We start from the raw sequence: 12,997 nt of genomic DNA, 5'->3' as shown, positions 1-12,997 counted from the left end.
ACGAATCCTTTGCCCTGGTCAGCGGGGTTGCGGCGGACGACCTCGACGTCGATGTCCAGCAGGGCGCCGTGGATGATGACCGCTTCCTTGAAGCCCTGGTCCACCAGGGCCTTCTCCAGGCGCATCCCGCACCGCTCGGCGGCCTGGTCGAGCAGGGCGGTGCCGGCGGTGTTGTCGTGGGCGGAGGCGGCCAGCACGACAACTCCGATGACCAGGCCCAGGACGTCCACGGCCAGTCCGCGCTTGCGCCCCGACACTTTCTTGTTCGCGTCCAGCCCCGTGGTGGTCTTCGGGACACCGGCGGCCGCGCGGACGGACTGGGTGTCGATGATCACGAGGGACGGGTCCTCTAACCGGCGGGCCTTCTCGCGGACCTGGCAGCGCAGGAGTTCCTGGATCCGCTGGTCCAGCCCGTCCTCGCGCCACAGGCGGAAGTAGTAGAACACCGCCGACCAGGCCGGTAAATCGTGCGGCAGCAAGCGCCACTGGCAGCCCGTCCGGTTCTGGTAGAAGATCGCGTTCACAACTTCCCGCAGGTCGCAGGAGCCCGGATCCCCGGTCGCCGACCACGCCACCCGGTCCTGCTTCCAGGCCGTGATCATCGGCTCGATCAACGCCCACTGCTCGTCCGATAAGTCGCTGAGGTACGGCTCTCTCTTCACGCCCCGCATCTCAACATGGACATGCCCACGAGGCGGCCCGGACCGCGATCAGTGCCACGATCGAGCGATCACGAACCGAGGGAGATGGGACTTAACGCCCACTCAGGCCTGAAGGACCGGACCGTGCAGTGCCCCCGGTGCCATCAGGACACCCTCGTCGTCGGGATCACGGCCGGCCGCCGTTTCTGCCGCAGCGACTGGCCGCCCGAGGAGCCGGCCGTCGAGTGCCACGACATCATTCCTGGCCGCTCTCGCGCTGGCCGGTCTCGTCCTCGTCGTCGGCGGCGACGTGCTCTACATCTCCCCGCCCCTGCACCCCGCGGTACAGCTCATCGGCGGGTACTGCGCCATGGCCATCGGCCTGTGGATCTTCGTGGGCCTCGCCTTCTACCTCACGCCTGGTCCCTCCTGTTCTGCCTACTTCTTGCCAACGGAGGCCAAGCAGATCTCCTGGACCCGGGGCTACACCTCCCCCAGCTACGCGGGTACCTCGAACGTTTGGAGTACGGAGGGCCGCGCGGACGGCTGGGACATCGGCCGTGTGGTCAGCGAGGGGTATGAGCGGGTCGTCTGGGTCTACAAGGCCATCGACACCCTGGGGAAGCACTCCTCCCGGCTCCCGCGCCTGTCTTGGGCTCGGTCGCGACGCAAACGGTCAGGACCAGGAAAAACGTCCCGATGAATTCTGTGACGAGCCTCGGGGCGAGCGGAGGGCAGGTTCCGCGGTCCGGTCGCCGGATTATGGAAGGCGTGGGGGGGCCGCTTTGCCGTCGGCGAGGTGGATGACATGGACAGCTCCTCTCGACTTCGACGAGGTCGCAAGGACGACCACCACAAGCGACCTGGCGGGATTCCGGCCAGCCATCGCCACATTGCTGCAGCGGGCCGGGCATCCCCTGTTCGAAGCGGTCCTCCCTTACTGACTTCAGCTCGTCAGGGTGATTCGTTGCGAAGTGGCTGAGGGGTTTGGCTCAGTGGCTGTATCCCGTGGTGTGTGAGATATGCGGATGGGGGCGGGCTGACCGCTGTGGGACGTCAGCGCCGGGAGACGGTGCGGATGCAGGCAGCTGAGCTGTTCGAGCAGAAGATCAAGCCGGTCGAGGTCGCGCGCCAACTGAGGGTGAGCCGGAAGTCGGCTTACCAGTGGCACCAGCTGTGGCGGGACGGCGGAGTCGCGGCTCTGACCTCGCGTGGCCCGAGTGGATTGAGATGCCGGCTGTCGCCGTACTGCCTGGAGAAGCTGGCGGGGTTTCTGGAGCAGGGGCCGGCCGTGCACGGGTGGGTGGAGGACCAGGTGTGGACCGCATCGCGGGTGGCCACGCTGATCGGCAGGAAGTTCCACGTCTCCTATAGCGTCTCGGGTGCCACAAGGCTGATGCACCGGCTCGGCTTCTCCCCTCAGGTGCCCGCACGGCGGGTCGCCGAGCGGGATGAGCAGGCCGTGAGCGTGTGGAAGGGGGCGACCTGGGCGGAGGTAAAAGGGCCCGGGCGGCCTGCGGGGGCTACGTCTGCTTCGAGGACGAAGCCGGCTTCACCCGTAGGCCGCCCCGGGGACGGACCTGGGGCCGGCGCGGCATCACCCCGGTCGTGACCGTGAGCGGGCGCCGCTCGGGACGACTGTCTGTAGCCGGGCTGATCGCCATGCGGCCAGGATCCCGGACCCGGCTGTGCCACCGTCTGCGTACCCACCCCGCGGGCGGGGGCAAGCGGCGCAGCATGGGCGAGCGGGACTTCATCTCGCTGGTCGACGGTGTCCATCAGCTGGTCAGGGCGCCGATCGTGCTGGTCTGGGACCGGCTCAATACCCACGTCTCCCGCAGGATGCGGGACCTCGTCGCCGAGCGGGCGTGGCTGACAGTCTTCCTGCTGCCCGCCTACTCGCCCGACCTGAATCCGGTCGAAGGCGTTTGGGCGCACGTCAAGCGCAGCCTGGCCAACCTCGCCGTCATGGCCCTCGACCGACTCGAAACCCTCGTCCGCAACCGGCTCAAACGCCTCCGGTACCGGCCCGACACCCTCGACGGCTTCATAGCAGGCACCGGCCTGACCCTCGACGCCCCAGCGTCACCCTGACGAGCTGAAGTCAGTAAACCCCGCGCGACCGTTCGCTGCGCTCAATCTGCGGTGCGTTGTCGGCCGGCCCCGGAACCGGGCCACAGACGTGATCCACGCCCTTCGCCGCGACCCCGGAAACGATCTTCACGCACTGGGGTGTGGATCGGAAACGCTCACTGCTCCAGGGACTTCGCGGCCTCGCGAATCACGTCCAGTACGAATTCTGGCTGCGAGAGCCGCTCGCCGGGGTTTTGTCACATCGGATCGCGGGTTGGCGGCGGCGCGAACGGATACCAAGAGAGCGTGCCGCGCGGTCCTCGGCCCTACTCCAGGCTCTTCGCAGCGTTGCGGATCACGTCGAGGACAGCGTTGGGCTGAGAGAGCATCGGAACGTGGCTGCTGTCGAGGCTGACGGTCGTGGCCTTCATCCGGTCGGCGGAGGCGCGCTCCCGGTCCGGATTCACAGTGCGGTCCTGAGTGCCCACGATGTACCAGCTCGGCTTCTGTCGCCAGGCGTTGCCGGGTACCTGCTGATCGAAGAGGTCCGCGATCGGCGGGTTAGCGGTGGCCAGCACGACTTTCTGTTCCTCCGGCGACAGGTCGCCGCAGAAGTGGCCGATGCCCGACTCCTTGAGGTAGATGCGGTTGTCGGCGACCTCGAGGTGCTCGAAAACCGGCGAGCCGGGAAACGCGCCGAGGTGCTGTGTCGAGGTCTCGTCGTCGTCCGGAGCGAGCGCACAGATGTACACCAAAGCGCCTACCCGGTCGTGCACGCCTGCCTTGGTGATGAGCGTGCCGCCGTAGGAGTGGCCCACGAGGACGACCGGGCCGGGCACGTGGTTGATCGCGCGGGTGACGCAGGCGACGTCGCCCTCAAGCGAGTCGAGGCCGTGCTGTGAGACGAAAACCTCGCGGCCCTCGGCCTGGAGTGCGGGGATCAGCTTTGCGAAGCACGAGCCATCTGCCCACAAGCCATGGGCAAACACGATGCTTGCCTTGCCAGCCATACTTTCCTCTTTCGTTGGTACCGGGAGTGGTGGGGGCCACTTCGTCGGGTATGATCCACTTTAGGTGGGGGCGATGGGTGTCGCTTGCCCGACGCGTTCAGCGGCTCCACCATGTAAGTACTTCCGGGCGGCCTGGCTACCCGAATGCCGCACACGGGCCACCGGCCTTGTAGCCGTCAGGCCGAACCGGCCAGCCACGCTGGTGAGGACCGTTGAAAATCCCCACCCCCTGCTCGGGCTTCGGGACAGACCCGCTCACCTGATCTCCCCACCCTCAGGGCACTGACCTGGTGCGGAGCGTCAGGGCTCCGGAGTCGCCCGTCAGCCAGCCGCTCACGGACGCCGCCGGGGATCGGTCTCGTAGCCGGTGGCGCTCAGCATCACGAGGCACTGCCGGCGGTGGAGGTGGCCGACAGCTGTTGAGCAACGCTGAAGGTGTACATGAAGGCGACGTGGCGGTTTCAGGGGCGGCGAACCCGCGAGCCGCCGGCAGCGGGCGGGTCGGTGAAGAACAGTTCGTACTTCGGCGCGGGGCGAGTTTTGTGATCAACTCGATCGGATGTTGGGTGCGAGAGCCCGCAGGAGGCGGGACGGGGCATGGCTGCGCGGGCCGGTTTGAGCTTCACGCACCAGGCAGCTCGCGCGGTGCTCTGTGTGTCCACGCGCCTATCGACCAAGACCAATCGTAGGTCGATCCCATAGGGTTCGGATGTATGACGCCACCCCTTGCCGACAGTGCCTGCGACTTGCTCCGCCTCGACGCCGTGCCCGACCAGGAGGCGCTGCGCCGGGGCCTACGAACTCCCCGACGACGCGGCCGTGCGCAAGCAGATGACCGAACTCACCGAACAGGCCCGGCGGTTGATCGGCTGCTCACCGCTGGTCCTGGTCGCCAGCGCGGACGCCGAGGGCAATCGTGATGTGTCCCCGCGTGGCGGCCCGGCCGGTTTCGTGACCGTCCTGGACGCGCGGACGGTGGCGATACCGGACGCAACCGGCAACAAGCGTCTGGACACCCTGCAGAACGTCGTCGCCACCGGACGGGCCAGGATGCTGTTCGTCATCCCGGGGCGCACCACGACGCTCAGGGTGAACGGCCGGGCCTGCGTCTCCACCCGCCCGGAGCTGCTGTCGCAGCTGACCGCCGTGGGCAAGCCGCATGCCAGCGCGCTGGTGCTGGGGATCGAGGAGGTCTACACGCACTGCCCCAAGTCGCTCCTGCGCAGCGGGGCCTGGAAGCCGGAGCAGTGGCTGGCGGCGGATGCCCAGCCGACCTCGGCCGAGGTGACGCTGGCCAGCTGCGGATGCCGGAGCTGACGATCACGGCCAGGGCCGAGACCATGAAGAGCGCCGATCCGAACCGGTTCACCACGACCCACCAGCCCAGACTGCGCGAGCGGATGCAGGGGCGGGACCGGTGTCAGATCTCGACGAACGCGAGATGCCCCGACACCAGGAACAGTACGCATCTGATCACGTCCGGAGTCCACATCAGCCGGTTGATCTCCTGGACGGTGAAACCCTGCAGGAAGGAGTCCAGCAGGTTGACGGCGAACACAAGCGTCCCGACGAACAGTACGAACGTGCTCAGCCAGTCCAAACGCATTGACTCGTACACCCACCACCTCCAGTCGGCCGTGGGCAAAGGGCCGCCCGCGAAGTAGATCGAGGCGCTCTCGACCGGGTCGCCCGAGCCGAACTGGGCGACTGCGGCACAGAGGGCGAACAACGCCCCGCCGATGACGAACGCTCCCGAGGCGATGGCGTTGAGCCGTCGAAGGCGGCCAAGGGCTTCGGCGTCGGCGGTCGGGGCCACCTCGGCCCCGTCGCCCGCGCCTTGGACCGACAGCGCCCCGCGCCTGCGTGCGAGCCCCGACTCCCCCACCACCGTCTCTCCTGCAGGACGTGCCAAGTGACCCGGGTGGTGAAGGGTCCCACACCTTCGGCGCGCGGCTCGGGCTCTCCCACGAATCGAGCCTAGCCCTGTAGGCAGCAGCCGGCTCACAGTGAAACGTACCCTTCCTCCCGGCGGCCCTGCCCGCCGCTCAGGCCACTGTGGCGAGTGCGCGGGTGGGCTGCGTCTGCTCGAAGGCGTGGCCGACCCGCAGGAGCGTGGGCTCACCGAGGGGCCTGCCGAGCAGCTGCATGCCGATCGGCATGCCCGCCGGGTCGTGGCCGACCGGAACGGTCAGGGCGGGCACTCCGGTGATGTTGGCGGGGGCGGAAAGGCGGACGTAGGCGTCGGAGACACCCTCGACCGTACCGTCGGGCCAGGTGACCGTCTCCTCGTCGGCCCCGACCGCCGGCATCGGGACGCTCGGGGCGGCGATCACGTCGACCTCCTCCAGCATCCGGGCCCACTCGGCGCGCATGAGCGTGCGGGAGCGTTGCGCGCGTACGTAGTCACCGGCGCTCATCAACTCGCTTGCCTCCAGGAGGATGCGGACGTCCTCCTGGTACAGCTCGGGGACCGTGCGCAGGCTGCCTTCGTGGTAGGCGCCGGCTTCCGGAACCATCAGGCCCCACTGGGTGGCCTGGATGTAGCGGGTCATCGGGATGTCGACCTCGACGAGCCGTGCGCCCAGGGCTTCCAGCCGGCCGATGGCGCGGCGGACGGCGGCCTCCACGTGCGGGTCGACGTTGTCGAAGTAGTAGGTGCGCGGCAGGCCGATGCGCAGCCCCGTCAGGTCCGTACCGGCAGCGGGCCGGTAGTCCGAGGCGGGTACGGACAGCGAGGCGGGGTCGCGCGGATCGTGTCCGGTCAGCGCGGTCAGGACCAGGGCCGCGTCCTCGACGGTGCGGGTCAGCGGACCGACGTGGTCCAGCGACCAGGACAGGGAGGTGACCCCGTGCCGGGGTACGAGACCGTACGTCGGCTTGAGTCCGACGACCCCGTTGAGCGCGGCGGGGACGCGGATCGACCCGCCGGTGTCGGTGCCCAGCGCGAAGGTCGCGGCGCCCGACGCCACGGCGACCGCGGAGCCGCCGCTGGAGCCACCGGCGACCCGGTCCCGGTTCCAGACGTTGCGGGTCTGCGGGGTGGTCAGACCGAAGGCGAACTCGTGGGTGTGGGTCTTGCCGAGCAGGATGGCGCCGGCTGCGTCCAGACGCGTGGCCACCGTGCTGTCCGCAGTCGCGCGATGGCCGGCGCGGACCCGGGAGCTGGCCGTGGTGGACATACCGCTCACGTCGATCAGGTCCTTGAGTCCCATCGGGATACCGTGGAGCGGTCCGCGGTAGCGGCCGTGCGCCACTTCGTGTTCGGCTTCGCTCGCCGCCCGTCGCGCCTGTTCCGCGACGACCGTGACGTAGGCGCCGAGGTGCGGCTCCGTCTTCTCGATGCGGTCGAGGACGGAGTCGACCAGTTCGACGGGGGACATTCTCCGGGCACGTATCGCGTCCGCGGCGGCGGCGAGGGGCAGCTCAAACGGCTCCATCGTGCTTCTCCTCTCCTGCACGGTAGGCGGCGGCGGGCGGGACGTCCGCGAAGTCCAGCTCGCGCAGGACCACGACGACGCTGTGGATGTGGTTGGCGACCGCGGCGACCGCCGCGTGGCGCTCGGCGGGCAGCACGAGTCCGGCGCGGGCGGCCCAGCGGGCTGCCTCCGGTGGTGTGAGTTCGGTGGCGGGCATGGATGTTCTCCCTCTTGGTCGAGGCTGGAGGTTCGGGTTGGGTGATGCGGCTCGGTGATGCGGCTTTGTGCTACTGCTTTGTGCTACCGCTCTGTTCGGCGGTCCCTGCGGGGCGGCCGGGTGGCGCCCGCCGTGTGGTCAGGCCGCGGTGGCCGGGATCTCGGTGCCCGGCTCGGCGAGGAGCCGGTAGCGGTCGTTCGCACGGCGGACGGTGCCTGCGGTGGGCTGTGGGAAGTGCGTGCCCAGCAGCAGCGCGTCGGTGTCCGCCAGGGAGTCGAGCAGCCGGGCGCGGGTGCGCACCGCCTGGGCGGGGTCGATGTCGACGCAGCTGTGGACGTGGGGGTGGGACAGCTGCACGGGGTGGTGGATGCTGTCGCCGGTGATGAGCGCCCGGCGGTCGCTGCCGCGTAGCTCCACGGCGACCTGCCCCGGGGTATGGCCCGGGGCCGGGACCAGGAAGACGCCCGGCGCCACCTCGTGGCCCTGCTCGGGGACGCTCACGAGGTCGTACTGCCCGGCGTCGCGGACCGGGTGGACGGAGTCGCGGAACATCTGGGTGCGTGCCTCGTCCAGGTCGGTGGCGGCCCAGTGGTCCCATTCGGTGCGGCTGGTGAGGTAGCGGGCGTTGGGAAAGGTGGAGACCCAGTCGTCGCCCGCACGGCGGGTGTTCCAGCCGACGTGGTCGGTGTGCAGGTGCGTGGTGATGACCAGGTCCACGGACTCGGGTGCGAAACCGGCCGCCGCCAGCCGCGCCAGGAAGTCGGTGTCGAGACCGTTCCAGGCCGGGTTGGCCCGGACCTTGCCGTTGCCGATGCCGGTGTCCACGACGATGCGCAGCCCGCCGGCCTCGACCGCGAAGCTGTGGCTCGCCAGGCGTGGGACTTCGGCGTCGGCGAAGTCGGGGCGCAGCCACGACGCCTCGTCCAGTACCTCCTTGGTGGCGCCCGGCAGCAGCCACGGTCCGGTCTGGCGCGGCAGTTCGATCTCGTCGACGCGGCGTATGGCGATGTCGCCGAGGCTCCATCCCGTGGCGGAAGAAGGAGCGGACTGACGGGGGGATGCGGTGCTCATCGGTGGGTCCCTTTCGGCGGTGGTGGGTGGTGGGTGGTGGGGTGGGCAGGCTCTTGTCAGGCCTTGTGCGGCCGGTGCGCGGCGCGGATCAGGCCGGTCAGGGTCAGCACGACGACCGTTGCGCCGTAGAGGGCGACGGAGGTCTGCAGGCCGTACAGGTTGGTCAGCAGGCCAGCGAGGACGACGGGGATGCTCATGGCCACGTAGCTGAGGGCGTAGTAGGCCGCGAGCGTGCCGGCGCGCTCGCCCGGGGCTGCCGGGGGCAGCAGTAGGCGCAGGGCGCCCTGGGTGACGCCGCCGAAGCCCGCGCCCGCCAGGGCGGTGCCGGCGAACAGCGCGAGCAGGCTGTGCAGGTGAGGGGCTGCCAGGGTCAGCAGGGCCCCGGGGATCAGCAGCGCGGCGCCGACCAGGCTCACGGTGCGGGCGGGCAGCGCCCGGGCCGCGTGTCCGGTGAGACCGGCCGCAGCCGTCAGGGTGAAGAAGAGCAGTCCGCCGGTCGCGTGGGCGGCGTGCGGGGCGATGAGTCGGGCGAGCGAAGGCCCGAGCGAGGAGTAGAAGCCGCCCAGGGCCCAGGCGGCGACGATGCCGGGCGCAGCGAGCGCCAAGCCCGGCCGGGAGGCGGGCGCGACGGTGATCGTGGGGCGCAGGAGGTGCAGGAGGTGCAAAGGGCGCCAGGTGCCGGACTCGGTTCGGGCCGTCTCAGGGGTGAGCCGTACCGCGGCCGCCTGCGCGATGAAGAGCACGAGCAGCAGCAGGTAGACGGTGCGGGTGGGTGCGGGCGCGTACTGCACGAGGGCGGTGGAGCCCAGCACCCCGAATGCCATGCCGGCCACGGGCATGATGCCGTTGGCGACCGCCGCCCGGCCCGGGCGGTCGGGGGCCTCGAAGTCGAGCAGGGCGGCTCCGGCGGCGCTCGTGGCCACACCGGTTGCCAGGCCCTGCAGGATGCGGCCGGCGATCAGCTCCGGCACCCCCTGCGCGGCGGCGGAGACGGCCATCGCGACGGCCTCAGCCAGCAGCGCCCCGGCGAGGACCGGGCGCCGGCCCAGGTGGTCCGAGAGCGTGCCCGCGGTGAGCAGTGCCACCAGCAGGGCGAGCACGTAGGCGCTGAACACGACCGTGAGCGTCATGGCCGAGAAATGCCAGGCGGCCTGGTAGAGCCCGTACACGGGCGTCGGCGCGCTGGAGGCCGCCAGCAGAACGACCAGGGTCGAGGCGTGGAGCCGGAAGGCACCGCGACGGCCCAGTACCGGCAGGCGGCGGGACGGTAAGGCTGTGACGCTGGCCATGGGAACACTCCGACCTTTAAGGCGAATGCTTTGCGTTAAGCACTCTAGGCCGACACCGACCCGAAACGCAAATATTTAGCTTTTACGTGCCCGAGGAGAGCTCGCTGCGGCCGAGCGCCGCCGCCACCAGGCGCGCGGCGTACGCCTCGGACAGATCCGAGGGGCGGAACAGGATCCGATACATCAGCGGGGCGACAACGACGTCCAGCAGCGTCTCCACGTCCGGCACCGCCTCCCCGCGCCCGGCCGCGCGCACACCGATGGCCTTCAGCTGCTCGGCCGCATAGTCGGAACAGCGGGCCGCGTTGCCCTGCTCGGGGTCGCCGAGCAGGGCGTCGCGGATGTACGTGCGTCCGGCCGTCGAGGACATCTCCTCGGCGAACTGCACGGTCCACGCCTCCAGGTCCGCCCGCAGGCTGCCGCAGTCGGCCGGCGGGGCATCCGGGCGCAGCCGCTCGACAGCCACGTCGGACAGCAGTGCCCGCAGATCACCCCAGCGCCTGTAGACGGTGGAGGGCGTGACCCCCGCACGGGCAGCGATCAGGGGCACGGTCAGCGCGTCGCGCCCCACCTCCGCCTCCAGATCACGGACGGCCTGGTGTACGGACTGCTGGACGCGGGCACTGCGCCCGCCGGGGCGTGGGGTCGCTTGGGCACTCATGGGGACAGCCTAATGCTAAGAAATTGCGTCTGGCTGGACGTCGGCGCGATCAGGCCGTCACGAACGCTGATCCCGATCGGCCGGTCCGGACCTGACCGGTAGGCCGCGGGCGTACCGGCCGGCCCTGGCTTCCGTCGCAGCCGGGCGGGTTTTCAGCTGCCCGCGGGAGCCGACCTCCAAGAGCCTTCTCAAGGTTCCTGCCGGCCACCGTCCCTACCTATCTCGACACAGTGCATGCTCATGTCCCGCAAATGCCCGTAGTACGTCGAGGCGGTTTCCTCACCAATCAGCGAAAGGACTTTCTCCAGCTCTTCCAAGCACCTCTGCGTGATCCGGGGGTTGAGGAACATCCATGTCACATCGTGCGCTAAGCCGAAGTCGGCCCTGGTGGGCGGCTGGCGGAGCGTCGGCGGCCGGACCCGCCTGAAGTCTTCCCACGGATAACACCCCAATATCTGCGGTAGCTTGATCCGTCACCTGCGGTGACGTTCTTCGGCCGCTACGTGAAGCGGCCCTGTTATCTGCGGCAAGGGGGAAGCGGTGCCCACCGTCGTACAGCTGCCGACCGGGAAGGCGTTGACCGTCCGGACGGCGGCCGACGTGTTCCTCGACTCTCTCGGCAACCCGAACACGGTCCGGAACTACGGGATCGGAGTGGGCAAGACCGCCGCGCGGCTCAGCGAGGGCCGACCGCTGGCGTCGGTCGCGGACGATGAGATCGGCGGGGCCCTGGAACTGCTGTGGGGCACCGCGGCGGTGAACACGTGGAACGCCCGCCGGGCGGGGGTGCTGTCCTGGCTCGGCTGGTGCCAAGAGCACGGTTACGACGGACCGATGGTCCCGACCTGGGCGAAGCGGCTGACGGTGCCGGACTCCGAGACCCCGGCCCGCTCAAAGATGGCCGTGGACCGGCTGGTTGCCCGGCGTGAGGTTCACCTGCGGGAGAGGACGCTGTGGCGGATGCCGTACGAGACCGCCGCCCGCGCGGAAGAGGTTCTCGGCGTGAATATCGAGGAACTGGATTTCGCCGCGCGCCGCTGCCCGGTCAAGGCGAAGGGCGCCCGGACCAAGGCCCGCCGCCGCGGCCAGGCGCGCGAAGACTTCGTGCCGGAGCCCGTGTACTGGGATGCCGGCACTGCCCGGCTGCTGCCCAGGCTCCTCAAGGGCCGAACCCGCGGGCCGGTGTTCGTCACCCACCGCCGCCCGGGGCGGGCAAGGTCGTCAGCCCACGTGACGTGTGCCCGGACACCGGGCTGGCCCGCCTCTCGACGGGCAGGCCCGCGCGCTGCTCGCCGAGCACACCGCCCTGCGCAGACCGGGCACGGGCTGGGACCTGCACGAGTACCGGCACTCCGCCCTGCCCCACCTCGGTGAACAGGGTGCGTCGCTGCTGATGCTCATGGCGAAGTCCCGGCACAAGAAGCCGGAGAACGTCCGCCGCTACTTCAAGCCGTCCCCGGAGGCAATCGCCGAGCTCACCAGCCTGCTGGCCCCTGGCGACAGCAGGCGCTGAGGGCAGGAGCGGTTCTGTGCTGCCTTCCTGCTCTGATGTCGGTTCGGGGCAGGGGATCAGCTGTCCAGTGAGAGTGCGTTTTTGGCGTGCGCGACGGATTCCTCCGAGGCGGGTCCGCCGGGATTCTCGGTGGCCAGGTCCTGGTTGAGGGTGACGAAGGGGCGCATCCGCCGCTCGTAGCGGGCATACGCGGAGCGGTGGTCGCCGTTGGCTTGACTCTGTCGGGGATCTTGGAGTTTCCCGGTGCGCCGGGGTGATCGGTGGGCATGCTCGGGGTGTTCCGAGAGCCCATGCAGTTGTCGAGGTGTCCGTTGTCGCTCCGTCCTCGTTTCGGTGCGCAAGTCCCGCCTCTGACCGCGCAGATCGCGAGGGCGAGCAACCCGGGCGGTACGGCGGCGATGTGGGTGAGAGACCGCCTGGACGGGCTGTGGCGTGACGAGGACTTCGCCGACTGGTATCCGCGTGACGGTCGACCGGGCCTCTCGCCCGCCCAGCCGGCCACCGTCTGTGTGCTGCAGTTCGTGCTCGGCCTGTCGGACCGGCAGGCCGCCGAGGCGGTCCGCTGCCGCATCGACTTCAAGTACGCCATGGCCATGGAGCTGGACGACCCCGGGTTCCACCACAGCGTGCTGGCCGACTTCCGCGACCGTCTCACCGAGGACAACCGCGCCGACCGCCTCCTCGGCCTCGCCCTGGCCCGCCTGAAGGAGGCCGGTCTGGTGCGCGAGCGCACCACACAGCGCACCGACTCCACCCACGTCCTGGCCGCGGTCCGCGACCTGACCCGGCTGGAGATGGTCACCGAAGCGGTTCGCGCCGCGCTGGAGGAAGTCGCCGGCACAGCCCCGCACCTGCTGGACGAGCTGGTCGACGAGGACTGGGGGCGTCGCTACGGACGCCCGGTCCGCCTGGGCAAGAACCCCACCAAGCCCAAGACCAGGATCCTCGCCACCGGCGACGACGCCGTCCGGCTCCTGGAACACCTCTACCGGCACGGAGCGGACCGTGCGTCGGGCCCTCGTGCCCAGGCCCTGCGCCAGATCATGGTGCAGAACTATCACCGCGATGCCGCAGGCCGCCTGCGCTGGCGCACCGCCGAGAAAGAG

General features: G+C 69.9%; 11 protein-coding genes and 2 pseudogenes. 5 read left to right on the top strand and 8 right to left on the bottom strand.

Going from position 1 to position 12,997, the window contains the following annotated elements; translation table 11 throughout:
• A partial coding sequence (locus ABTY04_RS38985; protein WP_352218171.1) for an IS5 family transposase occupies nucleotides 1-662 on the bottom strand: 662 nt, incomplete at its 3' end.
• 289 nt (nucleotides 663-951) lie between these two features.
• Between ABTY04_RS38985 and ABTY04_RS38980 the strand changes: the two genes are divergently transcribed.
• Both ABTY04_RS38980 and ABTY04_RS41385 read left to right on the top strand, forming a co-directional pair.
• Nucleotides 952-1,344, top strand: coding sequence for a hypothetical protein (locus ABTY04_RS38980; RefSeq protein WP_352218170.1), 393 nt, complete (start codon nucleotides 952-954; stop codon nucleotides 1,342-1,344).
• A gap of 312 nt (nucleotides 1,345-1,656) precedes the next feature.
• A protein-coding gene (locus tag ABTY04_RS41385; protein ID WP_502996814.1) for an IS630 family transposase occupies nucleotides 1,657-2,735 on the top strand; the annotation gives its coding sequence in 2 pieces (ribosomal slippage) (nucleotides 1,657-2,158 and nucleotides 2,158-2,735; 1,080 coding nt in all).
• Between the two features lie 305 nt (nucleotides 2,736-3,040).
• Here ABTY04_RS41385 and ABTY04_RS38965 read toward each other — a convergent pair.
• Nucleotides 3,041-3,724: an alpha/beta hydrolase gene (locus tag ABTY04_RS38965; RefSeq protein ID WP_352218169.1), complete on the bottom strand. Its 684-nt coding sequence runs from the start codon at nucleotides 3,722-3,724 to the stop codon at nucleotides 3,041-3,043.
• 713 nt (nucleotides 3,725-4,437) lie between these two features.
• Between ABTY04_RS38965 and ABTY04_RS38960 the strand changes: the two are divergent.
• A pseudogene (locus tag ABTY04_RS38960) lies at nucleotides 4,438-5,070 on the top strand (MSMEG_1061 family FMN-dependent PPOX-type flavoprotein); the annotation flags it as partial.
• Nucleotides 5,071-5,144: 74 nt separating this feature from the next.
• Here ABTY04_RS38960 and ABTY04_RS38955 read toward each other — a convergent pair.
• The 6 genes from ABTY04_RS38955 to ABTY04_RS38930 form a co-directional block, all read right to left on the bottom strand.
• A complete protein-coding gene (locus ABTY04_RS38955) occupies nucleotides 5,145-5,612 on the bottom strand; it encodes a hypothetical protein (RefSeq protein WP_502996815.1) in 468 nt (155 codons plus the stop codon).
• Nucleotides 5,613-5,769: 157 nt separating this feature from the next.
• On the bottom strand, nucleotides 5,770-7,161 hold the full coding sequence (locus ABTY04_RS38950; protein WP_352218168.1) for an amidase: 1,392 nt from the start codon (nucleotides 7,159-7,161) through the stop codon (nucleotides 5,770-5,772).
• Nucleotides 7,148-7,357, bottom strand: coding sequence for a hypothetical protein (locus tag ABTY04_RS38945; protein ID WP_285523591.1), 210 nt, complete (start codon nucleotides 7,355-7,357; stop codon nucleotides 7,148-7,150). Before ABTY04_RS38945 ends, ABTY04_RS38950 begins: the two co-directional genes overlap by 14 nt.
• A gap of 138 nt (nucleotides 7,358-7,495) precedes the next feature.
• Nucleotides 7,496-8,428: an MBL fold metallo-hydrolase gene (locus ABTY04_RS38940; RefSeq protein WP_352218167.1), complete on the bottom strand. Its 933-nt coding sequence runs from the start codon at nucleotides 8,426-8,428 to the stop codon at nucleotides 7,496-7,498.
• 56 nt (nucleotides 8,429-8,484) lie between these two features.
• Nucleotides 8,485-9,717 carry an MFS transporter gene (locus ABTY04_RS38935; RefSeq protein WP_352218166.1) on the bottom strand — a complete coding sequence of 411 codons (1,233 nt, stop codon included), beginning with the start codon at nucleotides 9,715-9,717 and terminating at the stop codon, nucleotides 8,485-8,487.
• Nucleotides 9,718-9,799: 82 nt separating this feature from the next.
• On the bottom strand, nucleotides 9,800-10,378 hold the full coding sequence (locus tag ABTY04_RS38930; RefSeq protein WP_352218165.1) for a TetR/AcrR family transcriptional regulator: 579 nt from the start codon (nucleotides 10,376-10,378) through the stop codon (nucleotides 9,800-9,802).
• A 540-nt stretch (nucleotides 10,379-10,918) separates the two neighbouring features.
• Here ABTY04_RS38930 and ABTY04_RS38925 point away from each other — a divergent pair.
• Both ABTY04_RS38925 and ABTY04_RS38920 read left to right on the top strand, forming a co-directional pair.
• A pseudogene (locus ABTY04_RS38925) lies at nucleotides 10,919-11,891 on the top strand (site-specific integrase).
• Between the two features lie 398 nt (nucleotides 11,892-12,289).
• Nucleotides 12,290-12,997 (top strand): transposase (locus ABTY04_RS38920; protein WP_352218164.1); only part of this gene is annotated, 708 nt, incomplete at its 3' end.

Source organism: Streptomyces sp. NPDC097981 (genome assembly GCF_040302565.1).
In the GTDB taxonomy this organism is placed as follows: domain Bacteria; phylum Actinomycetota; class Actinomycetes; order Streptomycetales; family Streptomycetaceae; genus Streptomyces.
This window is presented reverse-complemented; position numbering and strand designations above follow the sequence as displayed.

Bases quoted from the DNA above. Each gene is read 5' to 3' on its own strand.
- ABTY04_RS38965 (WP_352218169.1), bottom strand. From the start codon at position 3,724: ATGGCTGGCAAGGCAAGCATCGTGTTTGCCCATGGCTTGTGGGCAGAT.
- ABTY04_RS38950 (WP_352218168.1), bottom strand. From the start codon at position 7,161: ATGGAGCCGTTTGAGCTGCCCCTCGCCGCCGCCGCGGACGCGATACGT.
- ABTY04_RS38945 (WP_285523591.1), bottom strand. From the start codon at position 7,357: ATGCCCGCCACCGAACTCACACCACCGGAGGCAGCCCGCTGGGCCGCC.
- ABTY04_RS38940 (WP_352218167.1), bottom strand. From the start codon at position 8,428: ATGAGCACCGCATCCCCCCGTCAGTCCGCTCCTTCTTCCGCCACGGGA.
- ABTY04_RS38935 (WP_352218166.1), bottom strand. From the start codon at position 9,717: ATGGCCAGCGTCACAGCCTTACCGTCCCGCCGCCTGCCGGTACTGGGC.
- ABTY04_RS38930 (WP_352218165.1), bottom strand. From the start codon at position 10,378: ATGAGTGCCCAAGCGACCCCACGCCCCGGCGGGCGCAGTGCCCGCGTC.